The organism is Candidatus Deferrimicrobiaceae bacterium (genome assembly GCA_035256765.1).
GTDB lineage: Bacteria > Desulfobacterota > Deferrimicrobia > Deferrimicrobiales > Deferrimicrobiaceae > CSP1-8.
Map to the genome: position 1 here is coordinate 1 of DATEXR010000133.1, position 18456 is coordinate 18456.

Sequence of the window (18456 nt, forward strand, 5' to 3'; positions counted from 1 at the left end):
GCGGCCCCGCCGCCCACCACCGTCGCCCTGACGGACGTCACCGTCACCCTTCTGAAAAGGAAAGACCTCCTCGATCTCCTCTCCTCCCATCCCTCCTTTTCGCGGAATTTCACGAAGATGCTCTCCACGCGGCTCCTCCGCAAGGGGGGACATTCCTATATCGAGTTGTACGTTGAGGAGTGTCCCCCCCCCAGTTGAGGAGTGTCCCGCTGAAGGATACGGATCGCGTCGAGCGGAACCGGCGGCGGGCGGGCGCAAGGTCGAGAGCTACGCCTAAGGGGACACCCCCGGCCTCCGAAGATCCGTTCCTGAAGAGGCCGTGCACCGAGAGGGTCGATGCGCCCCGTCCGGCGAGGCGCCCGGCCGGGGCGTACCCGCCGCGGTACGGTGAGGGCGGGCAACGAAGCCGGCGGGGATGCAGCGGCCCTCGAATGCCGGGATCTGAGGGAATGGAGCTCTGGAGGCCGGCGAGCCAGGGGCCCGGGATCCGGCACTTCCCCCCGGGCACACGACCGCGGCCCACGGCGCGGCGGAGGAAGAGTTCTTAGAAGGAACGTCCCTGTTCTTAGGAGTGTCCCCGGTGGGTTGCTTCTTTCCCTACGGGTAGAGCCCCCGGAACCGCATCGCCTCCGCCACCCGCGAGATGCCGATCATGAGCGCGGCCATCCGGTGCGACACACCTTTCTCGTGCGCAAGGGAGAGCACTTCCTGAAACGCCTCGAGCATGATGCGCTGCAACTGCCGGTTCACTTCCCCGATGTTCCAGAAGAACTTCTGCGTGTCCTGCACCCATTCGAAGTAGGAGGCCGTCACCCCGCCGGCGTTCCCCAGAACGTCCGGGATGATGAACACCCCCCTCTGCCGCAGGATCTCGTCGGCTTCCAGCGTGGTCGGCCCGTTCGCGCCCTCGGCCAGGATGCGGCACCGGACCCGGCCGACGTTCTCCCCCGTGATCTGCCCTGCCGTGGCGCACGGCGCGAGGATGTCGCACGGAATCTCCAGGAGGTCCCGGTTCGACACCGGGGTCACGCCCGGGAACTCCGATACCTTTCCCCCCGCCTCCACGTGCCGGATCAGGTCGTTCACCGGAAGCCCGTCGGGGTTGTGCACTCCTCCGTACACGTCGCTTACTCCGATCACCTTGACCTTCTTCTCCGCGAGTTCCTGCGCCGCGACGGAGCCGACGTTTCCGAACCCCTGGACCACCGCGGTGAGCTTCTCGGGGACAAGCCCCAGACGCTCGACGGCGGCGAAGACAAGGTTGACCAGCCCGCGTCCGGTCGCCTCACGCCGCCCCACGGAACCCCCGACGACGAGAGGCTTTCCGGTCACCACGCCGGGGACGGAATAGCCCACCTGGATCGAGTAGGTGTCCATGATCCAGGACATCGTCTGCTCGTTCGTGAACATGTCCGGCGCCGGGATGTCCTTCTCCGGGCCGATCAGCATCACGATCTCCGTTGTGAACCGCCGGGTGAGAGCCTGCAGCTCCCGCGGGGACATCTCGAGAGGGTTGCAGCAGACGCCCCCCTTCGCCCCCCCGAAGGGGATGTTCATGAGCGCGCACTTCCAGGTCATCCACATGGCCAGGGCGGTCGTTTCCTCGAGGGACACGGTAGGGCTGTACCGGATCCCCCCCTTCCCCGGCCCGAGGGTGATGTTGTGGTGGACGCGGTATCCCGTGTATGTGGCGACCCTCCCGTCGTCCAGCCGGACCGGCACCGTGACGATGAGCGCGCGCCTCGGGTACCGAAGCCGGTTGGCCAGGTTCGGGTCCAGGTTGAGGAGCTTCGCAGCCTGGCCGAGCTGCTCCTCCGCTTCGACCAGCATGTCGTGCCCTTCCTTGGTCTCTCCCCAGCTCGGAAATGGCATCGTTTCCTCCTCCTTTCCCCGTTTTTCCCCTCTGATAAACTCGTTCCCCGGCGCCGGCCCCGCGCCATTCACCGAAAATTCGCCCGCATCGCTCCTCTGCTCTTTTCGTCCTTCCCCGTCCTCCCGGGTCCGTCTATTTTGCCCGGTTATCCCTAGGATATCCACCGTCCGCTCTTTCTCCCCGGAGGGGAAATAGCATAGGATAGGAAGATCATCGCTTACGAGAAACACGGGCGGGGGAACGGCAGCAACCGATCCATGACGTGGCGCAGACTGGCAAAAGGCGAACTCTCCTGGGAGACGCTTCGCCGGCGTTCCCGCATCCTGGAATGGACCCGGGCCTTCTTCCGCGAGCGCGGCTTTCTCGAGGTCGACCCGCCGATCGCGAACCCGTACCCGAACATCGACCCCAACATCTTCCCGGTGCGGGTCTCGGACGCGGCGGGGCGGACGTCCGGCCTGTACCTCCACACCTCCCCGGAGCTCTCGATGAAGAAGCTCCTCGCGGCGGGCTCCGGAAACATCTTCTTCCTCGGCAAGGTGTTCCGGGACCGGGAGGGATCCCCCCTTCACCACCCGGAGTTCACGATGCTCGAGTGGTACCGGGTGGGGGAGCCGGCCGACGCGGTGAGGAAGGATGTCGAGGACCTGCTGCGGGACCTGGCCCGCCGGGCGAACGGGGCGGAGGAGGTCCTGAGGGAGGGACGGCGTATCCCTCTTCCCCCCGCCTGGAAGCGGTGGGAGCTTGCGGAGGCGTTCGCGGAACTTCTCGGCTGCCCGATGGGGGACGCGGGGGCGCTCCGGACCGGCCTGTCCGGGAAGGGGATCCGGCCGGGGCCGGCCGAGACGTGGGAGGATCTCTTCTTCCGCGCCATGCTGGACGTGATCGAGCCGGCGCTTGCCGTGAGGGGGGCCGTCTTCCTGACGGGGTTTCCCGCCGCGCTCGCGGGAATGTCCCGGAGGCGCGAGGGGGCCGGCGACATTGCGGAGAGGTTCGAGGGGTACGTTGCCGGAATCGAACTCGTGAACGGGTACGAGGAGCAGACCGATCCCGGAGAGCAGGAGGGGCGGCTCCTGGAACTGTCCGGGCGCCACGCGCATCGAACGGGGGTGCGGTTGCCGGTCGACCCGGATTTTCTCGACGCCCTCCGGGCGGGTCTTCCGGCGTGTTCCGGGGCGGCCCTGGGGATGGACCGTCTGGTGATGCTCCTCCTGGGGAAAAAGACGATCGCTGACGTGACCTACCGATGAACAACGGCCGCATGCTTCTTTTCCTGCTTTCGTTCGGCCACTTGGCAACCGACATGGTGCAGGGGGCCCTGCCCGCGCTCCTGCCGTACCTGAAGGACTGCTTCGACCTCTCCTACACCGTCACCGGGTCGATCCTCCTCGCGGCGCACCTGACCTCCTCCGTGATCCAGCCGCTGTTCGGCTTCCTCACCGACCGCAGGCCGTTCCCGATCCTTCTCTCCCTGGGTTGCCTGGTCTCCGGCATCGGCATCGCCCTGATCCCCTTCGCGCCGAGTTTCTCCTGGCTCATCGCCTTCGTGATGTTCATGGGTCTGGGGACGGCCGCCTTCCACCCGGAAGGGTTCAAGGCCACCGCGTGCATCGTCTCCTTGAAGCGCGCGACCGGGATGTCCTTCTTCTCCGTGGGGGGGAACCTGGGATTCGCCATCGGCGCCCCGGCCGCCATCTTCCTCGTTGCCCGGTACGGCCTTCCGGGGGCGGCCGCCCTGTTCCTTCCCGCGGCGGCGGCGGCGGCCCTCTTCCTGCCGGCCCTGCCGCGCATCCGGGAGCGCATCGCCGCGGTCGCCGCGCGGCCGTCCTCCCCCGTCGAAAACGGAGTCCGGCACCCCATGTACGCCGTCTCCCTGATCGTCCTCATCGTGGTCTTCCGCTCGTGGACGCAGCTCGGGCTCGCCGCGTTCCTCCCGTTCCTCTACCGGGAGGAACTCGCGAGCAATCCGGGGTTCGTGGCCACCCTCCTCTTCCTGTTCCTGGGAGCGGGCACGGTCGGAACGCTCGCGGGAGGGCCGATCGCCGACCGGATCGGCCACCGGAGGATGCTCTTTTACTCGCTGTCCCTGCAGATTCCCCTCATCTTCCTGTTTCTCGCCGCGCGCGGGTGGACCGTATTCGTGCTGGCCGCCGCGGTGGGGGCGACGATCGTCTCCACCTTCTCGGTGACCATCGTGATGGCCCAGGAGCTTTTCCCCCGCCGGATGGCGACGGCCTCCGGGGCCATCGCGGGATTCGCCATCGGGACGGGGGGGATCGGCGTGACCCTCCTGGGCGCGGTGGCCGACCGGTACGGGGTCCCCGCCGCGGTACACCTGATCAACCTTCTGCCGGCCTTCGGGGCGCTGCTCGCCGCGATGCTCCCGATCCCCTGGAAAGCCGGCCTGGCGAGGCCTGCGTGAGGCGGGTCATCGACGTTCACGTCCACCTGCAGCATCCTGTTCGGGAACGCCCGGAAGTTCCTGGATCGCGCGGGTTTGGCATAAAATACCCTGTCATGGCGAAAAACCGGGGCAAGGAGAGACGGAATGGGTGAGGAGCGAAACGGAGGCGGATCGGGCCAGCCGAAATATTCCCGGCGCAGGAATGCGATGATGCTGTTCCTCGTCGCCGCGCTCGTGACGGTGGGGTCCGGTCTGTTCTACTGGTGGTACCGCCAGACCCACATCGTGACGGACGACGCGTATGTGGAGGGCCGGATCCACCCGGTCGCCGCCCGCATCCAGGGGACGGTCGCGGAGGTGGTCGTGGAGGACAACCAGCCGGTGAAACAGGGACAGCTGCTCCTGCGGATCGATCCGGAGCCTTACGCCGTCCGGGTGGCCGCCGCCGGTTCCGCCGTCTCGGCCGCGACGGCGGACCTGACCGGGGCCAAGTCGGACATCGCCGCCGGGAAAGCCGACATCCAGGCGGCCCGCCAGGACCTGGCGGCGTCCCGGGCCCAGCTCGACCAGGCCCGGCTCGCCGTCGATGCGGGCCGGTCCCGGGTAACCCTTGCCGAGGCGCAGCTTGCCCAGGCCGTGCGGGACGCAGAGCGGGCAGGCAACCTCTTCGAGAGGCAGTCGATCAGCCGGGAGCGGTTCGAGAAGGCCCAGACCGAGCTGGATGTGGGCAGGGCCCGCCACGACCTCGCGAAGGAGGAGCTTCGGCTCACCGAGGCAGCCATACCCACCCACGAGGCGCAGATCTCCCAGAAGAATGCCATCCTGGCCCAGCGGCAGGCGGCACTATCGCAGCGCGAGGCAAGGGTGGGACAGCAAAGCGCCCTCGTCAGCCAGCGGGAATCCGCCTTCGCGGAGGCGAAGCTCTACCGGCAGTACGCGGACGTCGTCGCCCCAGTCGACGGATATGTGACCCGGAAGACGGTGGAGGCGGGACAGGTCGTCTCTCCGGGGCAGCCGCTGCTCGCCATCACCGATCTTTCGGACGTGTGGGTGGTGGCGAACTACAAGGAGACCCAGATCGAGAAGATCCGTCCCGGCCAGCCGGTCTCCATCCGCATCGACACGTTCTCGGGGAAGAAGTTCCACGGGAAGGTGGAAAGCATCATGGCGGGGACCGGGTCCGCCTTTTCCCTCTTTCCCCCCGAGAACGCCACGGGGAACTACGTCAAGGTCGTGCAGCGGGTCCCGGTGAAGATCGTGCTCGACCGGGGGGAAGACCCGGAGCACATCCTGCGGATCGGGATGTCCGTCGTGCCCACGGTGAACGTCCGGTAACCCGATGAACGGGGAGAACCGGTTCGACAACGCGGTCGGCGCGATGCGCGGGAGCAAGTGGATCGTCGCGTTCACCGTGATGCTGCCGACGCTGATCGAGATCATCGACATCAGCGTCGCCAACGTGTCGCTCGACCACATCCGCGGCTCCCTCTCCGCGGGGATCGACGAGGCCGCCTGGGTCCTCACCTCCTACCTCGTCTCCAACGCGATCATCATCCCGATGACCGGGTGGCTCGCCCGTACCTTCGGGCGGAAGCGGTACCTCCTCTTCTCCATCCTCCTGTTCACCGGGGCGTCCCTGATGTGCGGGGCCGCGACCAGCCTCGGGATGCTCGTCTTCTTCCGCGTCCTTCAGGGGATCGGGGGCGGGGCGCTCCAGCCCCTCTCCCAGGCGATCCTGCTGGAGACGTTTCCCCCGCGAGAGCACGGGATGGCGATGGCCATCTTCGGCATCGGCATCATGTTCGGGCCGATCGCGGGCCCCCTCATGGGCGGCTACATCACGGATACCCTTTCGTGGCGGTGGATCTTCTACGTCAACATCCCCATCGGCATCTTCGCCGTCATGATGGTCAAGATGTTCATCGTCGACCCCCCCTACATGCGGCGGACGGAAAAGGTGAAGGTGGACGCCTGGGGGATCGCGCTGTTGACGGTGGGGATCGGCGCGCTCCAGATCGTGCTGGACAAGGGACAGCGCGAGGACTGGTTCCAGTCCGACTTCATCCTGGTCGTCTCCGCGATCTCCGCGCTTTCTCTCATCGCGTTCGTGATCGTCGAGCTCTTCTACGCCGAGTCCCCGATCGTCGACCTGCGCGCATTCAAGAACATCTCGTTCTCCTCCGGCAACGTGGTGATGTTCGTCGCCTTTTTCAACCTCCTGGGGAGCATCGTCCTTTTGCCCCTGTACGCCCAGATCCTGCTCGGCTACACGGCGACGCTCGCGGGGCTCGTGCTCTCCCCCGGCGGGATCGCCACGCTCGTGACGATGCCCGTGGTGGGGAAGCTCATCGTAAGGCAGAACCCGAAGTACCTCCTCGCCCTGGGGATCCTGGTGTGCGCCTTCTCCACCCGGCAGATGGCGGGGTTCAACCTCACCTCCGACTTCGAGTCCCTCATGTGGCCGAGGATCTATCTCGGCATCGGAATGGGCCTCCTGTTCATCCCGCTCACGACCCTCACCCTCTCCTCGATCCCGAAGCCCCAGATGGGAAACGCGACCTCCATCTACAACCTGCTCCGGAACCTGGGGGGGTCGATCGGCGTGGCGTTCTCCACGACCATGTTCGCCAGGCGGGCCCAGATCCACCAGAGCCACCTCACGGAACACCTGACCTGGTTCGACCGGGGATTCCGCGACGCCGTGGGGTGGGGGCGGGCGATGCTGCCGGGAAGGGGGATCCCGGAATCCGCCGCCGAGGGGACGTCGATGAAGATGATCTACGGGCAGGCCATCCGGCAGGCGACGGCGATGGGCTTCAACGACGCCTTCTGGATCCTCTCCGTTCTCATGGTGTGCGTCCTTCCCCTTCTCCTCCTGATGCGACGGCCGGAACACCAGAACGATCCCCCGCCGCCCGGGCACTGACCCTCCCCCCCGGGGAAGATTTCTTTCCCCGGGGGGGTTGCGGTATACTGGGTTCACCGAAGACCCGTCGTCCGTTCACTTCCTCTTCCTGCCTGCGGAAAGTCGTGCTCCACTCGCGGTGAACCTGACCAGCCCCAGGAGGTTTCCGATGAGCGTCCCCCAGACCCTTGTACGTCTTCTCGAGGAACGCAAGATCCCGTTCCAGGCGGAGGCGCACCCCGAGGCGTTCACCGCCCAGCAGGCCGCCCAGGCGTCTCATGTGCCGGGAAGGGCCTTCGCCAAATCGGTGCTCGTGAACGTCGACGGGACGATCTGGATGGCGGTCGTCCCTGCGACGGAGCGGGTCGACCTCAGGCGGATGCAGGCCTGCCTCGGCGCGAAAAAGGTCCGGCTCGCGAGCGAGGCGGAGTTCGCGCCCCTGTTCACCGACTGCGACATCGGGGCGATGCCGATCTTCGGGTCCCTCTATCATATTCCGGTGCTCGTGTCCCACGAGCTCATGGAAAACCCGGAGATCGCCTTCACGGCGGGGACCCACCGGAAGATCGTGCGGATCCGGACGAGCGACTATCTCGCCGTCGAACAGCCCAGGGTCTGCGAGCGCGAGGCGATCCTGGCGGGGGCGATCTGAGGATTGCCGGGCAGGGCGCGACACCCCGCCGTCATTCCGCCGTGGGGGGTCCCTCCTTCCGGACATCGGGGGGCGCCGAGCCTGTGTGTGCTCCGCGCCTGACCGGGAGAGCGGTCGACTGCCCCCGCGCAAGAACCCGTCCGTCCCCGGCGGTGACCGTGAGTTCGCAGACCATCGACTGACGGCCTCCGTGGATGATCCTGGACTCCCCGATCACCTCCTCGCCCGGTTTCGCAGCCCGGAAGACGTTCAGGCTCCACTGGACGCCCACCGCGTCGACCACCGCGTTGACCGAGAGGGCGAACGCCGCGTCGGCGACGGCGAAGAGGAGGACCCCGTGCCCGATCCCGTGCGCGTTGAGGAACCGATCCTTCACCTCCACCGACACCTTCGCATACCCCTCCCGGGCCTCGAGCAGTTTCATCCCGAAGTCCTGGATCAGCCGGTCCCCCTGCCAGATCTCGCCGATTCGTCCCATCGCCTCTCTCCTCATCCTTTCCGGTAGGCCCTGGCCAGCTCCACGTAGTTGCCGGCGGTGACCCGGTTTCCTTCCGCCGACCCCGGGCCGAGATCCTTCACCACTTTCCCCGGGACCCCCAGGACGAGGGAGTGCGGCGGGACGACGGTCCCCGGGGGCACGACGGCCCCGGCTCCGATCACGCTCCCCCTCCCGATGACCGACCCGTCCAGCACGACCGCCCCGATCCCGATGAGGCAGAAATCCTCCACCGTGCAGCCGTGCACGACGGCCCTGTGGCCGATGGTGATCTCGTCCCCCACGGCCAGGGGGTCTTTCCCCGTGACGTGCAGGGTGCAATGGTCCTGCACGTTGGTCCTTTTCCCGATCCGGATGCGGTGAATGTCCCCCCGGATGACGGTGTGGAACCAGACGCTGGAATCCTCCCCGATCTCCACGTCCCCGATCACCATCGCCCCTTCCGCCACAAACACGCTTCCGTGGCATTTCGGGGCGATGCCGCGAACCCCGATGAACAAGGATCCTCCTCCCCGCCCCCCGAAAAAAACCGAGGGGTGCTCCTTCCGGCACAACTTTCTCAGAATACCCCATTTCCCCAGGCGGCCAGTGTACCGTCTCGTAAATAGCTTGACGCACCGAGAGCGTCGATGCGCCGCGCCAGCAAGGCGCGCGACTGAGGCATACCGTTGAGTATGGTGAAGAAGCGCAACGAAGCGGGAGCGGATGCAGCGGCGCTCGAATGCCAAGGTATTTGCGAGACGGTGCACTAGCCAGAGGATCCGCTCACCCCTCCTCTTTCCGCCTTTTCGCCCTCCTCCCGAATGAGATCCCCTTCCCGTGTGCGCCGCGGAAAATTCCGGAATCCGGCTGTGGGGGGTTGCATCAAAGGAGAGATTCCGACATAAAAATGGATAATCGAGGGGAAAGCACAAGGGTAGCGTGCAAGGTTCCGCGATCGTGAGCATTGAACATCGCTTGGCGAAAGAGGAGGACGGACATGCTGAAGGAATTTAAGGAATTCGCCGTGAAGGGCAACATGGTCGACATGGCGGTGGGTATCATTATCGGCGTCGCATTCGGGGCGATCATCGGATCGCTGGTCTCCGACGTCCTGATGCCGCCGATCGGGCTGTTGCTGGGCAACGTCGATTTCTCGAACCTCTTCCTGGTGCTCAAGGAAGGAAAAACCGTCGGTCCCTATGCGACGATCGCCGCGGCGAAGGGAGCGGGGGCGGTCACGCTGAATTACGGGCTGTTCGTGAACACCATCGTAAACTTCCTCATCATCGCGTTCGCCCTCTTCTTCGTCGTCCGCGGGATCAACACCCTCAAGAAAAAGGAGGAGGCCCCCGCCGTTCCGACGACGAAGGAGTGCCCGCACTGCCTGTCGACGATCCCGATCCAGGCGAAGAAGTGCGGCCACTGCACGTCGGAGCTCAAGGCCGCGTGACCGGCGGGAGCCGCACCGTTCCCCGGCTTCTCCGCGAACCGGGCATGCCGAAAGATGCGGCTCCCTCTCCTCATCCTCGTTCCGAGCGTCACCGCCTTCTCCCGGGAGGGGCGAGGGGCAGATCCCGCGCAGCGGGTAGGAGGTATCGATCCCAGGCGTTACAATTGCTCCCATGGGCACGCTTCCCGCGCTTCGCACCGACATCGACCTGATTCCCGCCCGTCTCGAGGGGCGGGACGTGATCCTTGTCCGGGACTCGCTGGGGATCGTCGCGCCGAACGCCGCCCTCTCCGGGGAAGTTGCCCCGTATCTTCCGCTCTTCAACGGGTTCTCCACCGTCGATGACCTGCAGATCGTCATGATGCGCCGCCAAGGCGGCTCCCTCGTCTTCCGTTCCGAAGCCGAGCGGATCGTCGGGGAACTCTCCCGGATGGGGATTTTGCAGACCGAGTCGACCCGCGAAGCGAAGGAGAGAATCGTCCGGGAGTTTACCGCCAGCCCCGAGCGGACGGCGGCGCTCGCCGGAAGCGCCTACCCCGCGGACCCCGCGGCTCTCGCCGCCCTGATCGACCGGATCCTCTCCCTCCCGGTTCCTCCCGCCGGCCGTCCTCCCGGTTCCCCGTGCGCACTGGCGTCCCCCCACATCGACCTCCGGGTGGCCGAGAGGACCTACGCGGCGGCCTATCGGGCGATCCGGGGCCCCGCCCCCCCCGCCGTTCTTCTCCTCGGGACCGGCCACTCCCTGGGGCAGTCCCGATACTGTCTCACGGCCAAGACCTTCACGACCCCCCTGGGCCGTGTCTTTGCGGACCGGGCCGCAGTGGAGGAGATCCGCGGGAAAGCGGAAGATGCGCTCTCCCCCGACGACTTCGCCCACCGGACGGAGCATTCGATCGAGTTTCCGCTCCTCTTTCTCCAGCGGATCTTCCCGATGGAGAAGATCCCGGTCCTCCCCGTCCTGTGCGGGCAGATGGAAGACCTGTTCGGTCAGGTACGGTCCCCGCTCGATGCGCCGGGCGTCGCGCCGTTCGTCGAGGCGGTTTCCGCCTGGTTTTCCGCGCCGCCGGAGGGGAAACTCGTCGTGGCGGGCGTCGACCTCTCCCATGCGGGGCCGAAGTTCGGGGATCCCCAGCCGGCCTCGTCGCTCGAGCCTGCCTTCCGCGCCTTCGACGGGGAGATCCTTCATGCCCTGGAAGCCGGAGACGCCGCCGCCCTGTTCTCGGCGGGAGCCCGAGAGCGGAACCGGTACCGGATCTGCGGGTTCTCGTCGTTGTGGACCCTCCTGGCCGTCGTTCCGGGAATCCGCGGGACGGTGCTGGACTACCAGGTATGGCACGAGGAGCCGACCCGGTCGGCCGTCAGCTTCGCGGCGGTCACGTTCACCCGCTGACCGTTCGGAACCCCTTGCGGCCACCGCGACATCTTCCGATAATCGGATAAGGAAAGGGATTCCCCGGGGAAGGAAGATGAAGAACCAACAGATCGCCGTCGTTTTCAGCGAAATCGCCTCCCTTCTGGAGCTTTCGGGGGAGAACCCGTTCCGCATCCGGGCGTACCAACGGGCGGCATGGAACATCGGGGGGCTTTCCCAAGACGTCGCCGAGATGACCGATGAGGAGCTTCGGGCCATCCCCGGGATCGGGCCGGACCTCGTCGAAAAGATCCGGCAATTTCTCGGGACGGGGCGCGTCGACCTGCACGCGGACCTGAAGAAGGAGATCCCCTCGGGGCTGCTCGACATCCTCCGGGTCCCGGGTGTCGGGCCGAAGACCGCGAAGACCCTGTACGCGAAAGCGGGCGTGCGAAGCCTGGACGACCTCGAGACGCTCACCCGGGAGGGGAAGCTGGCGGGGCTCCCGGGAATCCATAAAAAGACGGAAGAGAACATCCGCAAGGGGATCGACACGCTGCGGAAGGGGCGGGAACGGCACCCCCTGGGGCGGGCCATTCCCATCGCCGAGGACATTATTCGGAAACTGAGGGCCAAAGCGCCCCTGAGCAGGATCGCCGTGGCGGGTTCCCTCCGCCGGTGGAAGGAGACGGTCAAGGACATCGACATCCTGGCCACTTCGGCAAAGCCGGAGAAGGTCATGGAGGTCTTCGCGGGCCTTCCGATCGTTACGGAGGTCCTGGCGCGGGGGACCACGAAGTCCTCCGTCCTCACGGCGGACGGGATCCAGGTCGACCTGCGGGTGGTGGAGGACGGCTCCTTCGGCGCCGCGCTCCAGTACCTCACCGGGAGCAAGGAGCACAACATCAAGCTCCAGGAGATGGCTTCGCGCGCCGGGCTCAAGATCAACGAGTACGGCATCTTCCGGGAGAGCGACGGGAAAAGAATCGGGGGGAAGCAGGAGGGGGAGGTCTACAAGGCGCTGAGGCTCCCCTTCATCCCGCCCGAACTGCGCGAGGACGCGGGGGAGATCGAGGCGGCGCAGGGGGATGGCCTCCCCGACCTGCTGACCGTCGGGGAGATCCGGGGGGACCTCCACGTCCACACGAAATGGTCGGACGGCGCCCACGACCTCGATGCGCTGGTCCGGGCCGCAAGGAAGAAAGGGTACCAGTACATCGCGATCACCGACCACTCGAAGGGGCTCGGGGTCGCCCACGGACTGGACGAGAATAGGCTGCGCGAGCAGATCGCGCGGATCGAAGAGGTGAACCGCACCCTGCGGGGCTTCCGGATCCTTTCGGGAGTCGAGGTGGACATCCGCGGGGACGGCACGCTGGATCTTCCCGATGCCGCTCTCGGAGAGCTCGACATCGTCATCGCCTCCATCCACTCCGGATTCCGGCAGTCCCGGGAGCAGATCACGGCGCGTCTCCTGTCGGCCGTCCGGAACCCCGTCGTCGGCATCATCGCCCACCCCTCCGGCCGGCTCATCGGGGAGCGGGACCCCTACGACGTCGACATGGAGGCGCTGTTCCGGGAAGCGGCCGCCCGCGGGGTGGCTATGGAGGTCAACGCCCATCCTTCCCGGCTGGACCTCTCCGACCACCACGTGCGGATGACGAAACGATACGGGATCCCCCTCGTCATCAGCACGGACACCCACGTCACCGCGAACTTCGACTACATGGAGTACGGGGTTGCCGTCGCGAGAAGGGGGTGGGCGGTCGGGGACGACGTACTCAACACCTTGCCCTGCAGGAACCTGCTCAAGCGGTTGCGATCCGGCCGGAATCCGGACGTGCGCTTCCTGGGAAGAAAGGCTTAGGGGGCGGAAACGGGTTCGCGTTCAGCCGCCGGCGGAGGGGTCGAACGGAAGAGCCGGTCTTGCCTGCCTGCCCCCAAGCGATTCGCGGATCCTTTGCATCCATCCCCGGAGAGCGGCCTGGAACCCGTCCATGAAGGTGTAGATCACCGGCGTGATGTAGAGCGTGATGATCTGGGAAAAGAGAAGCCCGCCCACGACGGCGATCCCCATCGGCCTGCGGGCTTCCGCGCCCGCGCCGAAGCCGATGGCGATCGGCAGGGTCGCCATCAGGGCGGACATCGTGGTCATCATGATGGGGCGGAACCGGACGAGACACCCTTCGTAGATCGCCTCTGCGGGGCTTTTCCCCTCCTTGCGCTCCGCCTCGAGGGCGAAGTCGATCATCATGATGGCGTTCTTCTTCACGATCCCCACCAGCATGATGACGCCCACGAAGGCGTAGAGGCTCAGATCCATCCGGAAGATCATGAGCGCCACCAGGGCCCCGATCCCGGCGGCGGGAAGTCCGGACAGGATCGTCAGGGGGTGGATGAAGCTTTCGTAGAGGATTCCCAGCACGAGATAGATGACCAGGATGGCCATCACGAGCAGGATCCCCATCCCCTGGAGCGACGCCTGGAAGGCTTGGGCGGTTCCCTGGAAACTGGTGGTGATCGACGCGGGGAGCGTGGCGCGCGCGACCTTGTCCACCGCCGCCACCGCCTGCCCCAAAGAAATGCCGGGCTGGAGGTTGAAGGAGATGGTGACCGAAGGCAGCTGGCCGAGATGGTTCACGAGGAGGGGCCCCACCCCCGGCGTCATCGTGACCACGGCGTTCAAGGGGACAAGGCCGCCGGAGGAGGAACGGATGTAGAGCCGGGAGAGGGCCTCCGGGTCGGTCTGGTATCGGGGTTCCACCTCCATGATGACTTTGTAGGTGTTGTTCGGGGTGAAGATGGTGGAGATCTGCCGCGAACCGTAGGCGCTGAAAAGGGCGTCCTCGATCTGCTGCGCGGAGATACCCATCGACTTCGCCTTGTCCCGTTCGATCTTCACGTTGACCTGCGGGTTCTTGATCTGCAGGTCGCTCGTCACGTCCTGGAGTCCCGCGATCTCCCTCATCCGGGCTTCGAGCACCGGCGCCATGCGGTAGAGGTCCTCCGTGTCCGGGCTTTGCAGCGTCAGCTGGTACTGGCTCTTCGTCAGCTGCCCGCCGATCCGGATCGGGGGAAGATTCTGCAGGAACGCCCGGATGCCGGGGATCTTCGAGATCTTCGGGCGCAGGGCCTGGATGATCTCGTCCGAGCTCAGATCGCGCTCCTCGTGGGGTTTGAGCCGGATGAAGATTCGTCCCGAGTTGCCGGCCACGTTCGGCCCGCTCGGGCCGATGCTCGACATGAAGGACTCCACGTTCGGGTCGGCGGCGACGACGGCGGCAAGCGCCTGCTGGTGCTCCTTCATCGAATCGAAGGAGATCCCCTGGGCCGCCTCGGTGAAGCCGAAGATCATCCCGGTGTCCTCGGCCGGGAGGAACCCCTTGGGGATGACGACGAACAGGTACGCCGTCACGAAGAGCAAAAGGGCGGAAAACACGATCGTGGCGCGACGGTATCGCAATACCCATCGGAGGCTCCGGTCGTAGAGGGAGAGCATGCCGTGGAAGAAGCGCTCCGAGGCCTGGTAGACGCGGCCGTGCTTCTCCTCCCCCGGCGGGCGCAGGAAGCGGCTGCAGAGCATGGGGGTCAGGGTCAACGATACGAAGCCGGAGACCAGGACCGCCGCGCCGATCGTGACGGCGAACTCGTGGAGCAGCCTTCCTACGACCCCCCCCATGAAGAGCACAGGGATGAAGACGGCCACAAGCGACAGGGTCATCGACAGGATGGTGAAGCCGATCTCCTTGGATCCCCGGAAGGCCGCCGTCTTCACGTCCTCCCCCCGCTCCATGTGCCGGACGATGTTCTCCAGCATCACGATGGCGTCGTCCACCACGAAACCCACCGAAAGGGTCAGGGCCATGAGAGACAGGTTGTCCAGGCTGTAGCCCAGGAGATACATGACGGCGAAGGTCCCCACGATCGACATCGGCAACGCGAGGCTCGGGATCAACGTTGCCGAAAGGTTGCGCAGGAAGAGGAAGATCACGAGAACGACGAGGCAGATCGCCAGGAACAGGGTGAACTGCACGTCGTTCACCGAGTCGCGGATCGAAACGGACCGGTCGTAGAGGATGGCGAGTTCGATCGAGGCCGGCATCTGGACCCGGAACGTCGGAAGGAGCCGCCGGATCGAATCCACCACCTCCACCGTGTTGGTGCCCGGCTGCCGCTGGATGGCAAGGACGATGGCGCGGGTGGTCTTGTACCAGCTTGCCACCTTGTCGTTTTCCACGCTGTTCACGACGGTTCCGATGTCCTGAAGGCGCACGGGAGATCCGTTGCGGTATGCGACCACCAGCGGACGGTAGGCCTCCGCCTCCATGAGCTGCCCGCGCGTCTCCACCGTGAACGCCTGGTGGGGCCCGGAGAGGGTCCCCGTGGGGAGATTCACGTTCCCCTGGGCGATCGCGTCGGCCACCTCGTCGATCCCGATCCCGCGCGCGGCCATGCTGTCGGGGTCGAGGCGCACGCGGACGGCGTACTTCTGGGTGCCGAACACGAGGACCTGGGCGATTCCGCTGATCATGGAAATCCGCTGCGCGATGAACGTCTGCGCGTATTCGTCCACCGTCGAAAGGGGAAGGGTCGGGGAGTACAGGGCGAAGTACAGAATCGGCTGGTCCGCGGGATTGACCTTCTGGTAGGAGGGAGGAGAGGGCATGTCCCGCGGCAGCTGGGAGGCCGCCTTGGCGATGGCCGCCTGCACGTCCTGGGCGGCGGCGTCGATGTTGCGGCTCAAGGAGAACGTGAGCGTGATCTGGGTAAGCCCGATCCCGCTGCTCGAGGTCATGGAATCGACGCCGGCGATCGTGGAGAACTGCTTCTCCAGAGGGGTGGCCACGGAGGAGGCCATCGTTTCCGGGCTGGCCCCGGGCAGATTCGCGGTGACCAGGATGGACGGGAAGTCGACGTTGGGCAGGTCGCTCACCGGAAGCTGCCGGTACCCCATGACGCCGAACAGAAGGATGGCGAGCATCACCAGGGTCGTCATGACGGGTCGGCGGATGAACTGTTCGGAGATGCTCAAGAGGCCTTCTCCCTGCCCGCCTCCGGGCTCTTCACATCCACCTTGGAACCCGGAACCAGGCTGAGCTGGCCGTCGGTAACCACCTGCTCTCCGGGCTGGACGCCTTTTTCGATGACCGTATCCCCGCCCAGGGACGGGCCGGCCGTGACGGGACGCATCTCCGCGGTGAGGTCCGGCTTGATGACGAAAACGTACCGGCCTTCCTGACCCGTCTGGATCGCCTGGGAGGGAACGAGGACCGCGTCGCGCCGGACGGTGAGGGTGAGCGACACGTTTACGAAATGACCGGGCCAGAGCCGCCTGTCCGCGTTGGCGAATTTCCCCTTCAGCTGGATCGTCCCCGTGGTCTTGTCGACCTCGTTGCTGATGAAATCGAGGCGCCCCCCGATGGGATCGCTCTCTCCCCCGGGGAGAACCGCCTCGACGGCCAGATTTCCTTCAGCCTGGTGTCGCCGGATTTCCGCGAGGCGTTGCTCGGGCACGGAAAACGTGACGTAGATGGGGGTGATCTGGTTGATGACCAGAAGCTTCGTGTCGTTTTCCTTGACGATGTTTCCCCGGTTCACGGAGAGATCGCCCGTCCGGCCGTCGATGGGCGACCGGAGGTAGCAGTATCCGAGTTTCACGCGGCTTTGCTCCACCTGGGCGGCGTCCGCCTGCACCGTGGCTTCCAGCGCCCCCAGATTGGCGATCACCTGGTCGTACTGCTGCCTGGGAATCAGGTCCTTCTCGATCAGCAGAGCGTACCGCTTCACTTCCTTCTCGGCGTTGTCCTTGAGCGCAACGTCCTTTGCCAGTGTCGCCTCCGCCACCTGCAGCGCCACCTGGAAGGGAACGGGATCGATCTCGAAGAGAAGGTCCCCCCGTTTCACGTCCTGGCCCTCCCGGAAGGCCACCTTGGTGATCTGTCCGGCCACCAGGGTCTTGATCGTGACGGTGGAGAACGCCTCCACCGTTCCGATGGCGCGGACCTGGACCGGGAAGTCCTTTTTGGATGCCGTGCCTACGGTTACGGGGACACTCTTTGGTTGCGCTCCCGTCATCCTGGAGTTTGTCTCCTGGGAGCAGCCGGAAAGAAGCAGGGGACCGGCGACCAGAGCGCACAGGAGCGTCGCGAGGGAAGGACGGACAATGGTTGGTCCCGGTCGAACGGGACGGTATAAAGGGCTCATCGGTTACCTCTTGAGACGCTTGATGCAACCTGTTTGGTTCGCCGGACCTTCCCGGCTTCCCCGGGCTATCTCCCCACCGCCCTGAGGAGCGTCGCCGCAGAGATGCTGGAATCGTAGAGCGCCTGAATGACGGCGGTCTCGGCCTGGGTCATCTGCACCTGCGCGTCGATCATCTCGATGATGTCTCCCGCACCCACTTTGTACCGTTCCCTCGCGAGGCGCAGGTTCTCCCCGGACGCCTCCTGCTCCTTCCGGCGGGCTTCAAAGCGCTCGGAGGCCTCCCGGACGGAGAGGGCCGCCTGCTCCACCTGAAGCCGGACCAGCCGCCGGAGGTCCGTTGCGGCGTATCTCGTCGAATCGAGGGAGGCCTGCGCCTCCTTGACCTCCTCCCGCGTGAGGAATCCCGAGAAGAGGGGGAACTGGAGCAATACGGAGATGTTGTAGTTCTCCTCCAGGGGGAGATCCTCCGCGGCGTACCCGTACCCGCCGGTCCCCGTGAGGACGGGAAAATAGTTGGCGCGGGCCGCGCGAAGCCCGAATTCCGCCGCCCGCTCCCTCTCCCGGATCGCACGCAGTTCCGGGCGGTCTGCCTCCGCCTCGGCGATCCACGAGTCGAGATCCCCCGGAACCGTAACCGTGGCGAGGGTATCCGCGAGGCGGAAATCCTTCGGTTCGTCGATTCCCATCCGGTTCAGGAGGGTGATCCGCGCCACCTGAAGGTCGTTCAGGGCGGCGGTCATTTCGGCGCGGGCCTGGTAGAGGTTCGCTTCCGTGCGGGCGACGTCGATCCGGGCCCGGACCCCCGCCTCGTAGAAGGCCTGCGCCTGGGATAGGAGCGACTCGCGCTGCGTAAGCGTCTCGCGGCGGACGTCGACGATCCTCTGGGCACGGAGAACTCCGAAATAGGCGATTTTCGCCGCGAAGGCGACATCGTGCCGGGTCGATTTTCCGCTTTCCGCGGCGGCGGAGACGAGCGACCCGGCACGGTTTGCGCCGGCCCGGGTGCGGCCGAAGTCCGAGAGGATCTGGGAAACGGCGCCTTCGACAAACAGGGAGGAGCCGGTTGCGTTTTGATTGGTCGTGGAGGAAAACGCCCGGGACCGGGTATATCCGGTGGAAAGGCTGATCGACGGATAATA

15 protein-coding genes are annotated in these 18456 nt (G+C 65.9%); 9 read left to right on the forward strand and 6 right to left on the reverse strand.

Features of this window, described 5'->3' with window-relative positions; all coding sequences use genetic code 11:
• Positions 1-198: hypothetical protein (locus VJ307_04520; protein ID HJX73400.1), on the forward strand; the 198-nt coding region annotated here is incomplete at its 5' end.
• A gap of 399 nt (positions 199-597) precedes the next feature.
• Here the strand turns inward: VJ307_04520 and VJ307_04525 are convergent.
• A complete protein-coding gene (locus VJ307_04525) occupies positions 598-1872 on the reverse strand; it encodes a Glu/Leu/Phe/Val dehydrogenase (protein HJX73401.1) in 1275 nt (424 codons plus the stop codon).
• A gap of 258 nt (positions 1873-2130) precedes the next feature.
• Here VJ307_04525 and epmA point away from each other — a divergent pair, with 258 nt between their 5' ends.
• The 5 genes from epmA to VJ307_04550 all read left to right on the forward strand — a co-directional run bounded on the left by epmA (position 2131) and on the right by VJ307_04550 (position 7834).
• A complete protein-coding gene (gene epmA, locus VJ307_04530; protein ID HJX73402.1) occupies positions 2131-3123 on the forward strand; it encodes an EF-P lysine aminoacylase EpmA in 993 nt (330 codons plus the stop codon).
• Positions 3120-4295, forward strand: a complete 1176-nt coding sequence (locus VJ307_04535) for an MFS transporter (GenBank protein HJX73403.1) — start codon at positions 3120-3122, stop codon at positions 4293-4295. Before epmA ends, VJ307_04535 begins: the two co-directional genes overlap by 4 nt.
• 126 nt (positions 4296-4421) lie before the next feature.
• Positions 4422-5612, forward strand: coding sequence for an HlyD family secretion protein (locus VJ307_04540; GenBank protein ID HJX73404.1), 1191 nt, complete (start codon positions 4422-4424; stop codon positions 5610-5612).
• Positions 5613-5616: 4 nt separating this feature from the next.
• A complete protein-coding gene (locus VJ307_04545) occupies positions 5617-7203 on the forward strand; it encodes a DHA2 family efflux MFS transporter permease subunit (GenBank protein ID HJX73405.1) in 1587 nt (528 codons plus the stop codon).
• A 148-nt stretch (positions 7204-7351) separates the two neighbouring features.
• Positions 7352-7834 (forward strand): YbaK/EbsC family protein, encoded by a 483-nt coding sequence (locus VJ307_04550; protein ID HJX73406.1) that lies wholly within the window; start codon positions 7352-7354, stop codon positions 7832-7834.
• Positions 7835-7865: 31 nt separating this feature from the next.
• Here VJ307_04550 and VJ307_04555 read toward each other — a convergent pair whose 3' ends face one another.
• Together VJ307_04555 and VJ307_04560 are read right to left on the reverse strand one after the other, a co-directional pair.
• Positions 7866-8312: a PaaI family thioesterase gene (locus VJ307_04555; protein HJX73407.1), complete on the reverse strand. Its 447-nt coding sequence runs from the start codon at positions 8310-8312 to the stop codon at positions 7866-7868.
• 11 nt (positions 8313-8323) lie between these two features.
• A complete protein-coding gene (locus VJ307_04560; protein ID HJX73408.1) occupies positions 8324-8830 on the reverse strand; it encodes a gamma carbonic anhydrase family protein in 507 nt (168 codons plus the stop codon).
• A gap of 479 nt (positions 8831-9309) precedes the next feature.
• Here VJ307_04560 and mscL point away from each other — a divergent pair, with 479 nt between their 5' ends.
• The 3 genes from mscL to polX all read left to right on the forward strand — a co-directional run bounded on the left by mscL (position 9310) and on the right by polX (position 12980).
• Positions 9310-9762 (forward strand): large-conductance mechanosensitive channel protein MscL, encoded by a 453-nt coding sequence (mscL, locus tag VJ307_04565; GenBank protein ID HJX73409.1) that lies wholly within the window; start codon positions 9310-9312, stop codon positions 9760-9762.
• A 172-nt stretch (positions 9763-9934) separates the two neighbouring features.
• The gene (gene amrB / locus VJ307_04570; GenBank protein HJX73410.1) at positions 9935-11152 is read left to right on the forward strand and encodes an AmmeMemoRadiSam system protein B; all 1218 of its coding nucleotides are present in this window, start codon (positions 9935-9937) and stop codon (positions 11150-11152) included.
• Positions 11153-11228: 76 nt separating this feature from the next.
• Positions 11229-12980 carry a DNA polymerase/3'-5' exonuclease PolX gene (polX, locus tag VJ307_04575; protein HJX73411.1) on the forward strand — a complete coding sequence of 584 codons (1752 nt, stop codon included), beginning with the start codon at positions 11229-11231 and terminating at the stop codon, positions 12978-12980.
• A gap of 21 nt (positions 12981-13001) precedes the next feature.
• Here the strand turns inward: polX and VJ307_04580 are convergent, their stop codons facing one another.
• The 3 genes from VJ307_04580 to VJ307_04590 all read right to left on the reverse strand — a co-directional run.
• Positions 13002-16145 (reverse strand): efflux RND transporter permease subunit, encoded by a 3144-nt coding sequence (locus VJ307_04580; GenBank protein ID HJX73412.1) that lies wholly within the window; start codon positions 16143-16145, stop codon positions 13002-13004.
• Positions 16142-17188 (reverse strand): efflux RND transporter periplasmic adaptor subunit, encoded by a 1047-nt coding sequence (locus VJ307_04585; GenBank protein ID HJX73413.1) that lies wholly within the window; start codon positions 17186-17188, stop codon positions 16142-16144. Before VJ307_04585 ends, VJ307_04580 begins: the two co-directional genes overlap by 4 nt.
• Before the next feature lie 194 nt (positions 17189-17382).
• The coding region (locus VJ307_04590) for a TolC family protein (GenBank protein HJX73414.1) at positions 17383-18456 on the reverse strand (1074 nt) is incomplete at its 5' end.

Coding starts and splice junctions, on each gene's coding strand:
- VJ307_04525 (HJX73401.1), bottom strand. CDS start 1,872: ATGCCATTTCCGAGCTGGGGAGAGACCAAGGAAGGGCACGACATGCTG.
- epmA (HJX73402.1), top strand. CDS start 2,131: ATGACGTGGCGCAGACTGGCAAAAGGCGAACTCTCCTGGGAGACGCTT.
- VJ307_04535 (HJX73403.1), top strand. CDS start 3,120: ATGAACAACGGCCGCATGCTTCTTTTCCTGCTTTCGTTCGGCCACTTG.
- VJ307_04540 (HJX73404.1), top strand. CDS start 4,422: ATGGGTGAGGAGCGAAACGGAGGCGGATCGGGCCAGCCGAAATATTCC.
- VJ307_04545 (HJX73405.1), top strand. CDS start 5,617: ATGAACGGGGAGAACCGGTTCGACAACGCGGTCGGCGCGATGCGCGGG.
- VJ307_04550 (HJX73406.1), top strand. CDS start 7,352: ATGAGCGTCCCCCAGACCCTTGTACGTCTTCTCGAGGAACGCAAGATC.
- VJ307_04555 (HJX73407.1), bottom strand. CDS start 8,312: ATGGGACGAATCGGCGAGATCTGGCAGGGGGACCGGCTGATCCAGGAC.
- mscL (HJX73409.1), top strand. CDS start 9,310: ATGCTGAAGGAATTTAAGGAATTCGCCGTGAAGGGCAACATGGTCGAC.
- amrB (HJX73410.1), top strand. CDS start 9,935: ATGGGCACGCTTCCCGCGCTTCGCACCGACATCGACCTGATTCCCGCC.
- polX (HJX73411.1), top strand. CDS start 11,229: ATGAAGAACCAACAGATCGCCGTCGTTTTCAGCGAAATCGCCTCCCTT.
- VJ307_04585 (HJX73413.1), bottom strand. CDS start 17,188: ATGACGGGAGCGCAACCAAAGAGTGTCCCCGTAACCGTAGGCACGGCA.